A 17658-nucleotide genomic window follows, 5' to 3' on the forward strand; every position below is an offset into this window, starting at 1 on the left:
TATTGTTGCTGGGCGTGGCTGGGCATACGCTGCCATCAGGGTGGGCAACGAATGGAGAGAAGAAGATGCCGCACACGCTTCGCGCATCGGCCCTGTTCGTTGTAACCGCGACAGCCATCGTGTTCGCGGCTCCGGCGAATGCCGATCTGCTCGACCCGATTCCCGGCAACGGTGTCTTTGTCGTAGGGCCCGACATCGCACCGGGCCTTTACCGGACGGCCGGTTCGGCGTCGACGTTCGGGGTCTGGATCAACAATGTGCCGACACAGGACTCGATGTGTGCGTGGTTTACCTACAGCACGCCCGATGCGAACAAGGAGCATGTGCTCCAGACGAATATCTCGGTCGGTCCGATGTTCGCGAACATCAACACGTCGGTGAAGGCTTTCGAGTCGCAGAACTGTCAGCCCTGGACCCGGGTGCCCTAGGGCTGGTCGGCTTCGATCAACATCTCGCGCAGTCGATGGATGTCGACCTTGCCGGTGCCGCCGCGCGGAACGGCGTCGTCGGAATCCAGCAATAGCCACACCGCCGGAACCTTGAACGCGCTCAGCACAGTCCGCGCCATGTCGCGTAACTGTGCGGCGACCAACCCACGGTCGCCGCACACCACCGCTGCGCCCACCCGTTCACCGACGGCGCCGGGCACATTGGTGACGAAGGCGTTGTCGATGCCCTCGACCGTGCGCAGCGCGCGCTCGACCTCGCTCGGGTAGACAGTCGCGCCGCTGACCTTGAACATGTCGTCGGATCGCCCGTGGTAGAACAGGAACCCATCCTCGTCGAGGTGGCCGAGGTCGCCGGTCGGATAGAAGCCGTCGACGGTGAACAGCTCTTCGCGACTGCGACCGCAAATGCTGCGCAACGTATGCGGCCCGCGGATCTGGATCATGCCCGCGGATCCCGTCGCGACGGGCTCGCCGCTGTCGGTATCGACTATGCGGACTTCCATGCCGCTGAACGGCTTTCCGCAGCTGCCCCAGGCTGTCGCGGGCATGTCCGTGTCGGCGGGGTAGCCGCAGTACGGCCCGAACGCCTCGGTCATGCCGAACAGCGTGGCCCGTGCCCCGGGCGCAGGCCGCTGCTCGGGCGGCAGCAGGGCGTCGAGGCTGCCCGGTCGCAGCGCCGAGAGCACGACGCCGGCCGAGCTCGCGTGCCGTGCCAGTGCCTCGGCCTGATCGGGCCAGCCGCGAAACAGGGTTACCCGTTCGCGCTCCAGCAGTCGCAACGTGCTGGCCGGCCGGGGGATCTCTTCGGTGATCAGGGTGGCACCCGCCAACAGGACGGACAGTATCCCGCTGCCGAAGCCGCCGACCCAGAAGAAGGGCATCGGTAGGTACAGGCGGGTTTCGGAGGTGATGCAACGGGCCGCAAGCCCCGATCGCACGGCGCCCAACGCGTTGCCGTGGGAGTGCACTACTCCCTTGGGTGTTCCGCTGCTGCCGGAGGTGAACATGATGACCAGCGGGTCGGCGGCGGTGACTGTTGCGGTCATCGCGTCGACGATCTGCCTAACCCGGTCACTCGCGGCGGCGTTGTCCAGCTGTCCGATCGACCAAACCTGTCGTAAGGCAGGAAGTTCGAATTGCGGCACCGTCTTCAGGTCGTCGAGATAGCGATGACCGCGGAATTCCTCGACGCTCACCAGGAACTGCACGGCCGCCACCCGCAGCTGCGCGACGAGTTCGCGGGTCTGCAGCAAGGTGCTCAGTGGCACCAGCACCGCACCGATGCGGGTCAGCGCGATCCCGACCTGTACCCAGCGGGTGCTGTTGGGCATGATCAGCCCTACCCGGGTGCCCTTGCCCACCCCGGCCTCGACGAATGCCGCGGCCAAATCGTGTGTGGTCGAATCGAGTTCGCGGTAGCTGAGCCGGGACGTGGGATCGATCACGATCGGCGTGTCCGCGTCGTGGCCGGCTCGAAAGCGGACCAGCTCGTCGATGGTGTGTGCGCTCGGGTCAGGCATCGAAGAGCTTCCGCAGTTGGCGCGTGTCGACCTTGCCACTGGACAGCAGCGGTACGTCGGCTGGGTGCACGGTGATGAACCGCTTGGGGATCTTGTATGCGGACAGTTCGGTTTTGAGGCGTTCGCGCAATGCGGCATCGTCGAACGTCGCAGCGCCGTCCGGCCGGACAACAACCGCGGCGACGAGCTGCCCGCGCCTTGGGTCGGGAAGGCCGATGACGTAAGCCGGCGCTCCGCCGGTGACCTTGGTGATCGCCTTCTCCACTTCGGCCGCCGAGACATTGGCGCCGGCAGTCTTGATCATTGCGCGCAGGCGCCCGACGAAATAGACGAATCCATCGGCGTCGGTGCGCACCAAATCGCCGCTGTGGAACCAGCCGTCGGCGTCGAAGCACTCCTCGCGGCTGCGTTTGTAATAGCTCTGCATCACATAAGGCCCGCGGATACACAGTTCGCCGACCTCGCCGGCGGCAACGTTCTCCGTCGTGTCGGGGTGGACGAGCATCATCTGAAATCCGGGTGCGGGCTTGCCGAAAGACCCCCGCCGCGCTTCGGGCTGGTCGGATTCATCCTCGCCGATCAACACGACGCTGCCGGCCTCGGTCATCCCGAGCATGTTGTGCCGCAGCTCCGGGTCGGCCGGTCTGGTGTCGGGGGCCATGATCGGGTAGAGGTTGCCGCGACGTATCGACGACAGATCACGCTCGGCGTAGCTCGAGTGGTCTACCAGGTGCGCGATCCCGGCCGCGAACCCATTTGTCATGGTTGGATTTTCGTCTTCCAACAGGTCGAGCATCACCCCCGCGTCGGTGGCGTTGGAGCACACCAACGTCGAACCGGCTACCAAGGTGGCAAGCAGACCGAACGCGAAACCGCCGATCCAGAAGAACGGAGAATTGCAGAACAGCTTGTCCGCCTTGGTCAAACCGCGGATGTGGTTGAGGTTGTGCTGATGTCCGAGCAGCGCGCCATGGGTGTGCACCACCCCTTTGGGGGCGCTGGTGGATCCCGATGTGTAGACGATCGCCAGGGGGTCGCAGCCGTGGACGTCCTCTTCTGACGCCTGCAGCAGCTCCGGGTCGACGGCGCCGGCTCGTTGGTACACCGACTCGTGAGTGATTGCAACATGGCGTAATTGCGGTGCGGCGGTACACCACAACCGGGAATCGAGATCGGCGCCCGAAAGAACCTCGGACAGTCGTTGCACGTAATCGTGAGAGCGAAAAGTCAGTGTGGCCAATAGGATTTCGACATCGCTATCGACCAATTGCTCGCGCATCTCAGCAGCCGTGGCGAAGGTGGAAAACGGGATAACCACAGCGCCGATTCGCGCGGCCGCCAGCATCGCGACGACGAACTCGGTGCCGTTGGGGTAAAGCAGCCCAACATGGGTGCCCTTGCCGGCACCGAGCGCGATCAGGCCGCGCGCGAGCTCTGCTGACCGGACGTCGGCTTCGGTGTAGCTGATGCGCTCGGCATCGCAGACGAGCAGAGGGTGTGTTTCCCGGGTGCGGGCCTGATGTCGCAGGATCTCGGCGACGGTGGAATCACCGGGCATGGTCGCGCTGCACCGCGGACTCTTCGAAGAAGCGCCGGATCTCGCTGAGGTCGGCCTTACCCGACGGGGTGCGCGGGATCGTGTCGACGATCGCGATCTCGGTGGGAATCTCATAGCGGGCCAATCGCGTTCGCAGGTACTCCACCAACGCGTCGGCGTCGGTACTGGCGGGCTCGCGTAGTTCCACGACCGCGACGGGAGTCTCGCCGAGTCGCTCGTCGGGCTGCCCGATCACGGCCGCGCCCGCCACCGCGGGGTGGTCCTCCAGTGCGACACGTATGTCGTCGGGCATCACCTTGAACCCACCGCGGATGATCGCCTGATCCGCCCGACCGACGATCCAGAGAAAGCCATCCGCGTCGATGCGCGCCAAATCCGTGGTCCGCATCCAAGCCGCCGTGCGCCCCAACTGCCCCGGCTTGACTTCCAACAGCCCAACCTGGTTCGGCCCGAGCTGCGCGCCGGTGTCGTCGACCACCCGCAACTGCGCGCCCGGGTTGGCCCGCCCGACGCTGCCGCGTTTGGCGATCCAGTAGTCCTGGTAGTCAGTCAGAGTCCAGCCGGCCACTCCGCCACCGAATTCTGTTGCAGCATAGGATGTTAAAACCGGTATGCTGAATTTCTCGGTGAAGGCGTCGGCATCGTCGGCTGACAGCGGGGCCGTGCCACAGGTGACGGCGCGAATGCTGTCCAGATCGGTACGCGACAGGTCGGAGTGCAACACCGTCCGCAATGCGGCCGGCACCAGCGACACCGCGCGGGGCCGGTGCGTGCGTACCGCCGAAGCCCACGCGTTGAGCTCGAAACGTTCCAGTAGCACAAAGGATCTCGCCTCGGCGACACACTGCAGCATCCGGAAGACGCCGCCGATGTGCACCAGCGGGGAGTTCATGATTGCGATACCGCGCCGCAGCTCTGCAGGCGCTGGTGCGTGATCTGGGTCCGGGCCCATCACGCTGCGCGCCAGCATGTCGTAGCTCAGGTCGATTCGCTTGGGCGGACCGGTCGTTCCGCTGGTCAGCATCCGCACCGCTACTTCGGGTGCGGGGATGGCGCGGTAGCCGGGCGGCGCCGGCTCGCCGGGCTCGTCCAGCCGGCCCGTGATCGACAGGGTCGGCGTGCCGGGGGCGACCAGCGTGGCCAGATCGTCGGGTTCGCCGACCACCAGCGGTAGTTGTAGTGCCGCGATATCGGCCCGGGTGCGTTCATCGCCGCGCGACGGGTTGATGGTGACCACCGTGCCGCCGGCCAGCAATACCCCGAGAAACGCCGCCACCTGCCCCGGCCGGTTGCGCAGCAGCATCCCGATCGCAGCGTTGTCGGCGTGCTCGGCGGTCAACGACGCCATCCGCCTTGCCGCCGCGCCGATCTGACCCCACGACAACCATCGACCGTCGTACTCGATCGCCGGTGCGTTCGCCTGCAGATCCAAGACGTCGGCGATCCGTTGGCCCAGCGGATGATCGGTCATCAGCGGATCTTTGGATCGCTGCGCGCGCCCTTGCCGTCGGCGTCCTGCTGTGCCGCCAGCTCGGCGGTGCCCAGCGGGTTGCCCAGCCGGGTGTAGATCAGGCCCTGCTCCAAGGCGGCGCGGTAGGGCTTGTCCAGCGATTCCCAGATCGCCTTCACGGTGCCCTGAGTCGCCGACGGCGGCTTGGCCGCGATCGCCGTGGCAATCTCGTGCGCACGGCCCCACAGCTGATCCGTCGCGACCACCTCGGACACCAATCCGATCCGCAATGCGGTGTCCGCGCTGACCCGCTCGTCGTTGCCCATCAGTGCGATGCGCAACGTTTCGCCCAGGCCGATGCGTCGCATCAGGCCGATCGGCTCCAGCGCGCACACCAGACCGGCCGAGACGTGTGAATCGAAAAACGTTGCGTCGGTTGAGCAGATCACCACATCGGACTCGTTGAGAAAGTAGAACGCGCCCGCGGTAGACATGCCCTGAACGGCACACACCACCGGCTTCCACATCTTCTGCCACTTGGGGCTGAGCAATTCACCGGGATCCTGGTGGTTCCACACGTTTTCGGGTTGCCCGTACGGCGTCTTGATATCCAGCCCGGCGCAAAACGCCCGGCTGCCGGTTGCCAGCAGCACCACCGCATGCACCGACTCGTCGAGTTTGACGATGCGCCAGGCTTGAGCCATCTCCTCACACATCGTGCGGTTGAACGCATTGAGCTGATCAGGCCGATTCAGCGTGATGGTGGCGACATGAGCGTCTGCATCGATGTCAAGGACAATGGTTTCGAAACGCGGGGTACTCAACGGCACTGCCAATTCGGTTTGCGCTTTTCCACAAAGGCCTTGGGGCCTTCGGCCGCGTCCGCGGTGCGCAGCACCCGCTCGCGAAACGTTTCGGCCATGATCTCGGCCTCGTGCAGCGGCACGTTCAGGCCCTTGAGAATGGCCAGCCGGGTTCCCCGAACCGCCAGCGGTGCATTGGAGTTGACGATGTCGGCGATCTCATGGGCCCGGTCCAGCAGGTTGTCGTGCTCGACGACCTCGCTGATCAATCCGAGTTCGTAGGCGCGCTGGGCGCTCATCCGCTCGTGTTTGCCCATCAATGCCATCCGCAGGGCGATCGAGCGGGGCAACACCCGCGATATCCGCACCAGTTCGCGTCCGGCCACCAGCCCGATGCTGACATGCGGATCGAAAAAGGTCGCCTGATCGGACGCGATGACGATGTCGGTCGTCGTGACCCAATCCATGCCGGCGCCACAGCAGATTCCGTTCACCGCGGTCAGCACCGGCTTGGCGTGGTGCGAAACGGCGGGGTGCCCTCCTGCGGTGCCTCCCACTGGTCGTAGGTCGACAGGTACGGCCGCTCGTAGATCACCTTGCCGTCTTCGGGAATCTCTTTGACGTCGGCGCCGGTGCAGAAGGCGCGGCCGGTGCCGGTGACGATAGTCAGCCAGACGTTGTCGTCGTTTTCGGTCTCGTCGTAGGCGGCCCGAAGCTCGGTGATCATGTGCGGGCTGAGCGCGTTGAGGGCATCGGGCCGGTTCAGCGTGATGGTGGCGGTGTGCCCGTCGACCTCGTATTTGATGGTGTCGAACGAGTCAGCAGGCATCCGTGTTCCCTTCGTCTAGCGCCCGGTGCGACTAAAAGCCCATCTGGTCAGCGTCCATCGAACTTCGGCGTCCGTCGTTGCCGAAAGGCTTCTAGGCCTTCTTTGAAATCTGTTGTCCGACAGGATAATTCTAGGTTGAACAGTTCCTGCGTCATGGACTGGCTCAGCGACGCGTGCTGGCCGTAGCTCAGGGCCTGCTTGGCCAGCCCGATCGCGACCGTGGGTCCGTCGGCCAGTCGCGTCAGCAGCTGTTCGACGGCGTTGTCGAGTTCGGCCGGGGCCGTGGCCTGGTGGATCAGCCCCCAGTCGGCCGCGTCCGCCCCGCTGAGCCTCTCACTGAGCAGCAGCAGGCGTCGCGCTCTCGCCACGCCGACCAGTCGGGGGAGCAGCCAGGTGGCACCGGAATCCGGGCTGAATCCACGTTCGATGAACGGCTCCCAGAACACGGCGTCGGTGGCGGCCACCGCGAAATCGGCGGCGAGGGCAAGATTGCAACCCATGCCTACCGCCCAGCCGCGCACGGTGCAGACCACCGGGAGCTGGATGGTTTGCACGAGCTCGATCAGCCGGTGGGCGGCGTGCGGAATCCTGCGCACCAGATCGCCGGTGCGCGGGCGCTGCCCGGCGCCGCTATTGGTCGCGACCCAATCGGCGCCAGAGCAGAAGTCATCGCCGGCGCTGTTCAGGTGAATCGCGCGCAACGAGTCGTCGGTGGCGGCATCGGTCAGCGCACCGACCAGCGTCTCGATCATCAAGTGGGTCAACGAATTACGTCGTTGTGCGCGATCGATGGTTAGTCGCAGAATCGCGCCATCCCGGCGTGCAGTCACCGACCCCTCGGCGTCGGCCGCATCGGCGTCGTTACGCACCGTCGAATCTGGCCTTTCTCAGCGATACAGTTACCCATACAGTAGGCAATGCGATTGATACGCTGTATAAGTTATCAAGGAAACGCTGCCGACGGAACAACTCCGTTGATACCCGGTGAAAGAGGGTCGCATGGCTCCGCGCCGGCGACGATGCAGAGCCGACGGTGATGAGAAGGAGCGGCGCGAATGGGCGAAGCGACACCGATACGCGCCGATGACGCGAAATTCGGCGAGGTGCCCCTTGCTCAGACGGTGGCGGCTGCCGGCGCGATGAGGCGCCTGACCTCGTTGCTGCTGTCGCTCGAACATCCGCACCCGACGGTGGATGCCATGCTGGCGAAGTTCGGCGACTGGGAGAGCGAGCTCACATCGGCGGCCCCGCAGGATCACGCGCCGCGGATCGGTGACGTCGACAATGATCGCCGCCGGGTTTATCTCAACCACGCCACCGATATCGGCGCCTACAACCCGTCCTTTCCCGAATACGCCTTCGATCATCTCGGCGCCGACACCGCCGCCGGGCGGGTCGTCTTTCCGCTGGCCTATGAGGGTCCACCCGGACTGGTCCACGGTGGCTTTCTGTCCGTCTTCTTCGACTGCGTCATCCAGCACCACAGTTGTGTGATGGGGCTGTCCGGCAAGACACGCTCGCTGCACGTGACCTTTCGCCGGCCCACGCCGCTGCTGACCGAGCTGCGCTTCGACATTGTCCGGTCGCAAGTCGAGCGGGGTATCGAGTCGACGGCGCGGCTGCTGCTCGGCGACGAAGTGCTGTGTACCGGCGAGGTCAACACCCTGGCTTCGCAACCGGACAAGCTGACCGGATACAGATTCGGTCGGCGGCGAAAGGAATCCGCTACATGACTGCCTCGAACGACGATCGCGTGCTTTTCGAGGTCGATCGCGGCAAAAGAATCGCGACGATCACACTGAATAATCCCAAGCAGCGCAACTCCTATGACGCGGCCATGCGTGAGGCCGTCGGCCGCTGCCTAGATCAGGTGGCCGACGACGACGATCTGATCGTGGTGTTGCTGCGTGGCGCCGAGGGAGTCTTTTCCACCGGGGCCGACATGAACAATGCGTACGGCTGGTACGGCGACAAGACCAAGGCGCCCGATGATGCCGCGGCCAAGTACCGGCCCAGTCAACGCAGACGACTTACGGTGGACCGCAAATCATTTAGCTTCTACCACAACTTCATGGGCTTCCCGAAGGTGACGGTGGGGGAGATCTCCGGCTACGCGCTGGGCGGTGGCTTCGAGATGGCACTGATGACCGACATCTCGGTGATCGCGCGCGACACGAAGATCGGCATGCCGGCAACGCGCTTCCTGGGCCCCGCGCTGGGCAGCCTGCACATGTTCTTCCATCGGCTGGGGCCGGTCGTGGCTCGGCGCCTGCTGCTGACCGGCGACGTCATTGCGGCCGGCGAGCTGGAACATCTTGGAATCTTCACCGACACTTGTGATCCCGGCGCCGTGACCGCGCGCGCCCGGTACTGGGCCGAGAAGGCAGCGAAGATGCCCGCCGACGGCGTCGTCATCGCCAAGGAAGCGTTCCGCCTCGTCGAGCAGAGCCAGGCCTATAACGGTGAGGAAGTCGCGAGCTATCTCTTCCACGCCTACGGCACCAACCTGCAATTCGGGCCGGACGAGTTCAACTTCGTCAAGACCCGGGCCCAGCATGGCACCAAAGAGGCGTTCCGGTTGCGCGACGAACACTTCCACGTGCCGGAACCCGAAGCATAGTAACCAGTTTCGAGGCAGGCGACCGGGCTACCGGTCTGCGGTCGCCTTGCTCCGGCTACGCGGAGCAGAGGACTTCGTGGTCTTGCTCGCCCGCGATGTCGACGACTTGGCAGGTTTCGATCCCTCGTCGATCAACCCGCTGGCGTGGTCCAGGATGCAGGTGAGGCCGTACTCGAAATTGGTTTCGTCCGGCGCCCCGATCCGGTGACCTATCCGGCTCACCTGGGCGAGCAGCGGAGTCTTTTCGGGATCGATGGAGACGGCATCCTCGATCGCGCGCGGACCGACGTCGGAGGACTGGTTCTTTTCGTAGAGGCGCTGCAGCACCACCGAGCCGCGGACGTGGACCGACACCGCTGAATACGTGTCGAAGGCGTCTTCGGGCGACAGGCCGGCCTCGACCAGATTGGAGATCGCCTTCTCCATCTCCAGGGCGCCCAGTCTCGCGGCCTTCGGACTCAGCGCGGCGCGAATCAATATCAGGTCGCACAGAATTGGGTTGCCCATGAACGTCTTACGCATCAGGCGCGCGTGGTTGCGCAGGGTTTCCCGCCAATCGCTGGCCTCGACATAGGGCGTGGCGAACACATACTTGCTCAACGCGCGGTCGGTCATCGCATTGAGTAGATCGTCCTTCTTGCGGAAATACCAGTAGATGCTGGTAACACCGACGCCGAGATGTTTGCCGAGCAGCGGCATGCTCAGGTTGTCAATCGATACTTGCTCCGCGAGTTCGAATGCGCCGCTGATGATGTCATCGGGATTGATGGACCCGCGTTCGCGCCGTTGACGCTTATCAGCGGTTGCCTGCTTTGCCACTACCGGCACCTCCATCAAAATGTATCCTGTGCGTACGGTCTGCAACCGTGCCACCGATTGAACCAAATCTACTCCGCAGATGTGCTCCCACCTGCGTATATGTAGGTGTGTCGCCGTTCGGGTATGACCGTCAACCGGGCTCTCGTACGCTTTTCCATCTGCTACTGTAATACCTATCGTAGGCTTTTTGGTATATGCGGCTGAACGGGCAAAGATGACCGGACGTAAGCCATTGGCCGCCTCGCCGGATCAGCCGCGGACATCGCGATGGACTTAGGGCTGGCGAATGCGACAGCGGTCGTTGTCGGTGGTAGCCGCGGCATGGGTTTGGCCGCGGCCCGTTGCCTCGCCGAGGACGGTGCCCGGGTGGCGCTGGTGGGCCGAACTCGCGGCTCTCTCGATAGCGCGGTGACCGACTTGACGGATCGCGGAAGTCCGGATGCCCTGGGATTCGCCGCTGACATCGGCGATGCGGCCGACGTCGACAGAGTGTTCGGCGAGATTGCCGCCCGATGGAACGGCGAACTCAACGTGCTGATCAACACGGTCGGACCGGGAGCACCGGGCAGTTTCGAAGACCTCACCGACGAACAGTGGCGTGAGTCCGTCGAAGACGGTGTGATGGGGATGGTGCGCTGCGTGCGGTCGGCGCTTCCGTTGCTGCGCAAGGCCCAATGGGCGCGGATCGTCAACTTCTCGGCGCATTCCACACGGCGGCAAAGCGTCCTGCTGCCCGCCTACACCGCGGCCAAATCGATGCTGACGAGCGTCTCAAAAAACCTGTCCCTGTTGCTCGCCAAAGACGAGATCCTGGTCAATGTGGTGTCACCAGGCAGCATTGCGTCCGAGTCGCTGGTCGGCTGGGCCGACTCGGTCGGTGTCGACGGCAACGATCCCTATCGCCTGATGGAGGCCATTGCCAAGCACTTTGGGCATCCGGCCCATATGCCGCGGGCCGGCCTGCCGGAAGAGATCGGGCCCGTCGTCGCGTTCCTCGCGTCGCGGCGCAACTCCTACATGACGGGCGCGAACATCAACGTCGACGGTGGATCAGACTTCATCTGATCTCAAAATCGCTTGGCCGACAGAAGGAGTGGACTATGGCGACAGCTTCGCAGGCGCGCACGTGGGCGCGCGGAGCGTTGCGGGGTATCGGCGACTCCCTCTACACGCCGTTCTGCGGCGCCGACGGCGACGACATCGACTGGGACGCCTATCGGACGTTGGTGCGTTACTGCGTCGGTGATCTCGGACACCCGATGTTGTGGTGTACCAGCGGAATCGCCGAGTTCTGGTCGCTGACCCTCGATGAGCGCAAACGTCTGTTGGAGGTGGCGGTCGAGGAGGCGCGCGGTATCAATCCCGGCGTCGTGGTGCAAGCCTGTACCGCCGCGATGGCGCCCAAGGACTGTTTGGACCTAACGCTGCACGCCCAGCAGGCGGGCGCAGACATCGCGTACATCCAAACGCCGATGATGGAGGCCCACGGCGGCGAAGGCGTGCTGCGGTTCTTCAAATACGTCGCCGCGCGCACGGATATCGCACTGGGCATGTTCAATTCCCCGTCTTCGGGTTATGTGCTGACGCCGGCCGAAAGTGCCCGGATTTATGACGAGGTGCCCGCGGTGTGCGCCACCAAGGAGGGCGCGTTCCGGCCGGCGAGCAGCCGAATGCTGCATGAACTGGCACCCGGCCTGGTGGTATGGGAATGTGACAAGACGGTTTACCGCGCCGGATGGTTGCGCGACGGGATCGTCTGTCCGGCACAGCTGGGTACCGCGGGCTACCTGTTCGAAACTCCGCAGCGGCGACTGTTTTCCGAGTATTGGGACCTCGTGCTGTCCGACAAGCTGGTTGAGGCAATGGATTACGGCCGCGATTCCGGCTTGGACCAATTCGATCTCGACCTCGGACCGTGGTGGACGTGCTACCCGGGGCGATCGGATTACTTCACGCACTGGGGAGCGGCGTTCAAATACGCGGCCTCGGTGCTGGGCTTGCCGATAGGTGCCTACCCGCATTCGCGGCCACCGCAAGCGGAGCTGCCCGCTGAGGCCAAAGCCCAAATCGAGACGGCTTACCGCCGGCTCGGCCTCCTCGAATCGTAGCCAAAATCCTTGTGCTGCATGCCTATGTAAAGACCCGGCCACCGAAGCGGTGACCGGGCCTCGCGTATGCGCTTCGATTAGTTTTGCTCGGCGCGCTCACGTGCCTCGTGAATTTTCGCCTCGGCACGAGCTTTATCGGCTTCAGCCTCGTTCTTGGTGGCGTTACGCAGCGCCTCCGCCTTGTCCTGCTGCGCCTGACCTTCGCTGATCCAGTCGTTGCGACCCGCGACCGTACCGACTACTTCCTTGGCCTTGCCCACAACGTCATCCATGACGCCCTTGATGATGTCAACCATTGGCGTTTCCCTCCTCCTGCCTAGTGGGTGCCTCCAGTACCTCTTCCCGATCACTGGATGCGGGAAAACCCGATCGGGAGTGGCGCTCGCCACAGCATCAGTTGACCAGCCCGTTCGCGGCTGCTTTCGCCGAAGTGACGCCCACCGGCGCGCTCCGTTCGCCGTCCACTGCAGGCGCTGCGGCCGTGTCCACCCGCGCAGGTTCGCCGCGGGTTCGACGCCGTCGTGCCCAAACCACGAGTCCGACGAGGGCGCCTATCGATCCCAGCGCGATCAGAAGTTGCAAGCCCGCCCACGCCACCTCGATCTTCAGAATCGCTGAGCGCGCTTGCTTCACCCGGTGCACAATCGCTTTTGCTGCCGCCTTCACGCACTGATCCCCTCAGCTACCGGTTGTTCAAGTCCTCGTGTTGGTAACCCGGTGAGTCGCCGTCCCAAACAATGCGAGGCGCATTCAGTGCGCTCCGACCGCGCTTGAGATCCGTGAAATCCGCTGTTTGGCGTGGGTTCGCGAGCCCGTGGACAGAGTTGTGGAATGCAGTACCGATAGGTATACAGTATGGGTACAAAGCCCAGTGAATCCCGTCGTTAAACCATGAGGAGGTACCGCGGAAGATGGCCGGCAGCGACAGTGCCTCCCAGGACTCTCAAGCCGACGACGCGGTGCTCTACGAGACCACCGAAGCCGGGGTCGCCATCCTGACGTTCAATCGTCCGGACCGCCTCAACGCGTGGGGGCCCGACATTGCGGCCGGGTTCTACGCCGGCATCGACCGCGCCGAATCCGATCCCACCATCCGGGTGATCGTGCTGACCGGCCGGGGCAGAGGATTTTGCGCCGGCGCCTACCTGGGCGCGCCGAGCCCAGCGGCCAAGGTCGGCGAATCGATGGAGAAGGCCGGCCAGACGAACCTCGCCGACTTGGTCGGCGAACGGCCGCCGCACTTCGTCACCACGCTGCGCAAGCCCGTCATCGCCGCCGTCAACGGTTCGTGTGTCGGCATCGGTCTGACCCAGGCGCTGATGTGCGATGTCCGGTTCGCTGCCGCAGGCGCCAAGTTCGGCGCGGTGTTCGCGCGCCGCGGACTGATCGCCGAATTCGGCATCTCCTGGATCCTTCCGCGTCTGACCGGTATGGCCGTCGCCCTCGATCTGTTGCTGAGCGCTCGCACGTTCCTCGCGGCGGAGGCCGCCGAGCTGGGCCTGGTCAAAGAAGTCGTCGCGGCCGACGACCTGATGAAGCGTGTCCTGGAATACGCCGAGGACATGGCCGCCAATTGTTCACCCACATCGATGGCGGTGATCAAGCGTCAGGTCTATGGCGACACTACCCGCGATGTCGTGGACGCCACTTCGCTTGCCGACGCCCTGCTGCAGGAGTCTCTGCCGCGGCCGGACGTCATCGAAGGGATCACGAGCTTCCTCGAGAAGCGGCCCCCGCAGTTTCCATCACTGCGCCCGACAGAAGCTTAGTACCAGGGAAGGAAGATCATGAATAGCCTGAGCTACAAGGCCATTGACGTCGATAACCACTACTACGAGCCGTTGGACTCGTTCACCCGCCACCTGGACAAGGCGTTCACGAGCCGTGGCGTGCAGATGGTCAGTCAGGGCAAGCGCACATTGGCTGTGATCGGGGGGCAGGTCAACCACTTCGTCCCGAACCCCACCTTCGACCCGATCATCGTGCCCGGCTGCCTCGACCTGTTGTTCCGCGGTGAGATCCCAGAAGGCGTCGATCCAGCGTCGCTGATGAAGGTCGAGCGGATGGCCGAACACCCCGAGTATCAGAACCGCGACGCCCGCATTTCGGTGATGGACACCCAGGACATCGACACCGTCTTCATGTTGCCGACCTTCGGGTGCGGGGTCGAAGAGGCGCTCAAGCACGATATCGACGCGACGATGGCGTCGGTGCACGCGTTCAACCTGTGGCTCGACGAGGACTGGGGCTTCAACCGTCCGGATCGCCGGATCGTTGCCGCGCCGATCATCTCGCTGGCCGACCCGGTCAAGGCCCTCGAAGAAGTCGATTTCGTGTTGGCCCGGGGAGCCAAGCTGGTGTTGGTGCGTCCGGCGCCGGTGCCCGGCTTGGTCAAGCCGCGGTCGCTGGGGCATCTCAGCCACGACCCGGTCTGGGCCCGGCTGGCCGAGGCGGGAGTACCGGTGGGATTTCACCTCAGCGACAGCGGCTATCTGCACATCGCGGCGGCATGGGGCGGCAAGGCGACGTTCGAAGGATTTGGTGCCAAGGACCCGTTGGACAACGTGCTGCTCGACGACCGTGCCATTCACGACACGATGGCCTCGATGATCGTGCACGGTGTGTTCACCCGGCATCCAAAGCTGAAGGCGGTCAGCATCGAAAACGGTTCGTATTTCGTGCATCGGCTCGTCAAGCGCCTGAAGAAGGCGGCCAACACCCAGCCGCGCGACTTCCCCGAGGACCCGGTGGAGCAGTTGCGCAACAACGTGTGGATCGCCCCGTACTACGAGGACGACCTGCCGGAGCTGGCCGAGGTGATCGGCGTCGACAAAATCCTGTTCGGCTCGGACTGGCCGCACGGCGAAGGCCTGGAGCTGCCGGTATCGTTCGCCGAGGAACTCAAAGACTTCAGTGCATCGGACGTCCGAAAGATCATGCGCGACAACGCGTTAGATCTGCTCGGTGTCAAAGCCACTGTAGCGGCGTAGGCAGCGTGGCCCGTGAGTGAATGGACCGTCGGGGCTGTTCTCGACGCCATCGCGGACGTCATCGGTGACCGGGTGATGACGGTGTGCGGAACGCGGCGCAGCACCTTCGCCGAGTCGGCCAGCAGGACCAGTCGGTTGGCGAACTTCTTGAACGCCAACCGCTTCGGGGCGTACCGAGAGCGCGACACGCTGAACCGCTGGGAGTGTGGTCAGGACCGTGTCGCGCTGCTGATGTACAATGACCTTTACCCGGACGCGGTGATCGCGTGTCTGAAAGCCCGGGTGGTCCCGGTCAACGTGAACTACAGCTATTCGCCGCGGGAGATCGCCGATCTGCTCACCTACATTCGGCCCCGCGGCATCATCTATCATTCCTCGCTCGGCGCGCGGTGTGCCGAGGTGCTGCCGAGCGACGGTGCCGAGCTGCTGATCTCGATCGACGATGGCAGCGGCGCCGCCGAACTGCCGGGCGCGGTATCGCTGGATGATGCGCTGGCGCAGGGTGGCTCGGGCCAGCTCGCCCCGGGATCGCCCGACGACTTGATCATGATGTGCACCGGCGGGACGACGGGCCGTCCCAAGGGAGTCCTGTGGCGTCAAAGCGATATGTACGTCGCATCGATGGTCGGCGCCGACCACGCAAGCGTCGACGAGATCCACGCCAAGGTACGCGGCGGCGGCCAGTCGTGGTTCGCGGTGTCTCCGCTGATGCATGCCGCCGGCATGTGGACCGCCTTCTCGGCGATCATGAACGGGTTCACGGCGGTGCTCTATGACGGCCGGGGGAAACTGGACGTGCGCGCGGTTTGGGAAACGGCCGAGCGCGAAGGAGTCGGCATGATGACCATGGTGGGCGACGCCTACGCCGGCCCGTTGGTCGCCGAGTTGGCGCGAGGTTCCTACGATCTATCGAAGCTGAACGGGATCGGAACCGGCGGGGCCGCAACGAATCCGAAGTTCAAAGCTGCACTGATGGAAAAGCTGCCACAGCTCACCATCATCGACGGCTACGGCTCGTCGGAATCCGGGAACATGGGGTTCGGGCACAGTCAGCGCGGTACCCAGAGTGAGACTTTCGCGCTCCGCGAGGGTGGCGCGGTGGTATCGGAGGATCGCAGCAGATTCTTGGAGCCCGGCGATCCCGAGATCGGCTGGGTGGCGCGCAGCGGCCGGATTCCGTTGGGCTACTTCAACGACGCTGAGGCCACCGAGCGCACCTTTCCCGAGATCGACGGCCTACGGGTGGTGATCCCCGGCGACCGGGCGAGCATCGAATCCGACGGCACCCTGCGCCTGTTCGGACGCGATTCGCTGGTGGTGAACACCGGCGGTGAAAAGGTATTCGTCGAAGAGGTCGAAGAGGTGCTGCGCACCCACCCCGGCGTCGCCGACGCGCTGGTGGTGGGCCGGCCCAGTGAGCGGTGGGGTCAGGAAGTGGTCGCGCTGGTCGCGGTGGCGCCGGGCGCCGGTGTCGAGGACGCCGAGCTGGCCACCCTGTGTAAGTCGCAGCTGGCTCATTTCAAAGCGCCCAAGGCAATCCTGTTCGTCGAACAGATTCAACGTCTCGGCAATGGCAAACCAAACTACCGGTGGGCTACCCAAGCTGCTGCAGAACAGCTTTCGGATCCCGCACTGGCCGGCGTCGATGCGGAAGGACGCGGATGACCGACAAAGCGATCGACTGCCTGATCAATGTGCACTTCGGCGAGACCGGCTCGCAGCCGAACTGGATGCTGAAGGTCCGCGACGACTATTTCAAGGGCCCGAAATCGATGTTCGAGCCGGTGGATTTGTCGGAGTTGCTCGACGAGATGGACGCCCACGGTGTGTGCAAGGCGATCCTGATGGACAACCTCGCGAGCCCGTCGACGACGGCGCGCAAATTCGTTGACGCCAAACCGGATCGGTTCGCGTTGGCGATGGGGGGCATCAATCTGCTGCGCCCGGTGCAGCCGCTGCGCGAACTAGCCGCAATCCGGGCCGACCTGCCGGTCGCCTATGCCGTAGTGGGACCTAGCTTTTGGGGCGACGGCCAGTATCCGCCCAGTGATGCCGTGTATTACCCGCTCTATGCGAAGTGCGCAGAGCTCGAGCTGCCGCTGTGCGTGAACACCGGCCTGCCCGGGCCGCCGATCCCCGGCGAGGTACAAAATCCCATTCACCTGGACCGGGTGTGTGTGCGATTCCCCGAACTGAAGCTGTGCATGATCCACGGAGCCGACCCGTGGTGGGACGTCGCGATCCGGTTGATGCTCAAGTACGCCAACCTTCGGCTGATGACATCGGCATGGTCGCCGAAGCGGCTACCGGAAAGCCTGCTGCACTACATGCGAACCCGCGGCCCGAACAAGGTGATCTACGCGTCGGACTGGCCGGTGCTGCGGATGCACCGGGTAATCCCCGAAGCACGGGCGCTGGACCTTCCTGCCGAGGTGCTGGACAACTACCTCTATAACAATGCAGAGGACTTCTTCTTCGGCGCCGCGCCGACCCCTCAAGAGGAGCAGTGACG

At 64.3% G+C, this 17658-nt stretch carries 17 protein-coding genes and 1 pseudogene; 9 read left to right on the plus strand and 9 right to left on the minus strand.

The genetic code is table 11. From position 1 onward, the window contains the following. The first annotated feature begins 65 nt into the window (after nt 1-65). Nucleotides 66-428: a hypothetical protein gene (locus H7K34_RS06960; RefSeq protein ID WP_108925073.1), complete on the plus strand. Its 363-nt coding sequence runs from the start codon at nt 66-68 to the stop codon at nt 426-428. On the opposite strand, the gene H7K34_RS06965 is transcribed toward H7K34_RS06960, so the two are convergent. The 6 genes and pseudogenes from H7K34_RS06965 to H7K34_RS06990 all read right to left on the minus strand — a co-directional run bounded on the left by H7K34_RS06965 (nt 425) and on the right by H7K34_RS06990 (nt 7478). Next, on the minus strand, nt 425-1969 hold the full coding sequence (locus H7K34_RS06965; protein WP_264061101.1) for a class I adenylate-forming enzyme family protein: 1545 nt from the start codon (nt 1967-1969) through the stop codon (nt 425-427). The two genes, H7K34_RS06960 and H7K34_RS06965, sit on opposite strands and share 4 nt — an antisense overlap. Continuing rightward, a complete protein-coding gene (locus H7K34_RS06970) occupies nt 1962-3527 on the minus strand; it encodes a class I adenylate-forming enzyme family protein (RefSeq protein WP_264061102.1) in 1566 nt (521 codons plus the stop codon). Before H7K34_RS06970 ends, H7K34_RS06965 begins: the two co-directional genes overlap by 8 nt. Continuing rightward, the gene (locus H7K34_RS06975) at nt 3517-4998 is read right to left on the minus strand and encodes a class I adenylate-forming enzyme family protein (protein ID WP_264061103.1); all 1482 of its coding nucleotides are present in this window, start codon (nt 4996-4998) and stop codon (nt 3517-3519) included. Before H7K34_RS06975 ends, H7K34_RS06970 begins: the two co-directional genes overlap by 11 nt. Further along, nucleotides 4998-5807: an enoyl-CoA hydratase/isomerase family protein gene (locus H7K34_RS06980; RefSeq protein ID WP_264061106.1), complete on the minus strand. Its 810-nt coding sequence runs from the start codon at nt 5805-5807 to the stop codon at nt 4998-5000. Before H7K34_RS06980 ends, H7K34_RS06975 begins: the two co-directional genes overlap by 1 nt. Continuing rightward, a pseudogene (locus tag H7K34_RS06985) lies at nt 5798-6609 on the minus strand (enoyl-CoA hydratase/isomerase family protein). Before H7K34_RS06985 ends, H7K34_RS06980 begins: the two are co-directional and overlap by 10 nt. Nucleotides 6610-6656: 47 nt before the next feature. Then, a complete protein-coding gene (locus tag H7K34_RS06990; RefSeq protein ID WP_264061110.1) occupies nt 6657-7478 on the minus strand; it encodes an enoyl-CoA hydratase/isomerase family protein in 822 nt (273 codons plus the stop codon). Between the two features lie 186 nt (nt 7479-7664). Here H7K34_RS06990 and H7K34_RS06995 point away from each other — a divergent pair, with 186 nt between their 5' ends. Both H7K34_RS06995 and H7K34_RS07000 read left to right on the plus strand, forming a co-directional pair. Beyond that, on the plus strand, nt 7665-8342 hold the full coding sequence (locus H7K34_RS06995) for a hotdog family protein (RefSeq protein WP_264061113.1): 678 nt from the start codon (nt 7665-7667) through the stop codon (nt 8340-8342). Further along, nucleotides 8339-9229 carry an enoyl-CoA hydratase/isomerase family protein gene (locus tag H7K34_RS07000; protein ID WP_264061115.1) on the plus strand — a complete coding sequence of 297 codons (891 nt, stop codon included), beginning with the start codon at nt 8339-8341 and terminating at the stop codon, nt 9227-9229. The genes H7K34_RS06995 and H7K34_RS07000 overlap by 4 nt, the downstream gene beginning before the upstream one ends. A gap of 27 nt (nt 9230-9256) precedes the next feature. Here H7K34_RS07000 and H7K34_RS07005 read toward each other — a convergent pair whose 3' ends face one another. Then, the gene (locus H7K34_RS07005) at nt 9257-10063 is read right to left on the minus strand and encodes a TetR/AcrR family transcriptional regulator (RefSeq protein ID WP_264061117.1); all 807 of its coding nucleotides are present in this window, start codon (nt 10061-10063) and stop codon (nt 9257-9259) included. A 252-nt stretch (nt 10064-10315) separates the two neighbouring features. Here H7K34_RS07005 and H7K34_RS07010 point away from each other — a divergent pair, with 252 nt between their 5' ends. After that, nucleotides 10316-11113 (plus strand): SDR family NAD(P)-dependent oxidoreductase, encoded by a 798-nt coding sequence (locus H7K34_RS07010; protein WP_264061118.1) that lies wholly within the window; start codon nt 10316-10318, stop codon nt 11111-11113. Nucleotides 11114-11148: 35 nt separating this feature from the next. Beyond that, complete coding sequence (locus tag H7K34_RS07015; RefSeq protein ID WP_264061120.1) at nt 11149-12156, plus strand: dihydrodipicolinate synthase family protein; 1008 nt, start codon at nt 11149-11151, stop codon at nt 12154-12156. 77 nt (nt 12157-12233) lie between these two features. Here H7K34_RS07015 and mbp1 read toward each other — a convergent pair whose 3' ends face one another. Both mbp1 and H7K34_RS07025 read right to left on the minus strand, forming a co-directional pair. After that, on the minus strand, nt 12234-12452 hold the full coding sequence (gene mbp1 / locus H7K34_RS07020; RefSeq protein ID WP_108925052.1) for a microaggregate-binding protein 1: 219 nt from the start codon (nt 12450-12452) through the stop codon (nt 12234-12236). A gap of 97 nt (nt 12453-12549) precedes the next feature. Then, nucleotides 12550-12822: a hypothetical protein gene (locus H7K34_RS07025; RefSeq protein WP_264061123.1), complete on the minus strand. Its 273-nt coding sequence runs from the start codon at nt 12820-12822 to the stop codon at nt 12550-12552. A gap of 245 nt (nt 12823-13067) precedes the next feature. Between H7K34_RS07025 and H7K34_RS07030 the strand changes: the two genes are divergently transcribed. From H7K34_RS07030 to H7K34_RS07045, 4 genes are read left to right on the plus strand one after another with little or no spacing between them, the layout of a single operon-like run. After that, nucleotides 13068-13925, plus strand: coding sequence for an enoyl-CoA hydratase (locus tag H7K34_RS07030; protein WP_264061125.1), 858 nt, complete (start codon nt 13068-13070; stop codon nt 13923-13925). Nucleotides 13926-13943: 18 nt separating this feature from the next. Then, entirely contained in the window at nt 13944-15146 is a 1203-nt protein-coding gene (locus H7K34_RS07035) for an amidohydrolase family protein (protein ID WP_264061126.1), read from the plus strand. A 12-nt stretch (nt 15147-15158) separates the two neighbouring features. Then, nucleotides 15159-16811, plus strand: a complete 1653-nt coding sequence (locus tag H7K34_RS07040) for an acyl-CoA synthetase (protein ID WP_264061127.1) — start codon at nt 15159-15161, stop codon at nt 16809-16811. Beyond that, on the plus strand, nt 16808-17656 hold the full coding sequence (locus tag H7K34_RS07045) for an amidohydrolase family protein (RefSeq protein WP_264061128.1): 849 nt from the start codon (nt 16808-16810) through the stop codon (nt 17654-17656). Before H7K34_RS07040 ends, H7K34_RS07045 begins: the two co-directional genes overlap by 4 nt. Nucleotides 17657-17658 lie beyond the last annotated feature (2 nt).

This window comes from Mycobacterium montefiorense (genome assembly GCF_025823255.1).
In the GTDB taxonomy this organism is placed as follows: domain Bacteria; phylum Actinomycetota; class Actinomycetes; order Mycobacteriales; family Mycobacteriaceae; genus Mycobacterium; species Mycobacterium montefiorense.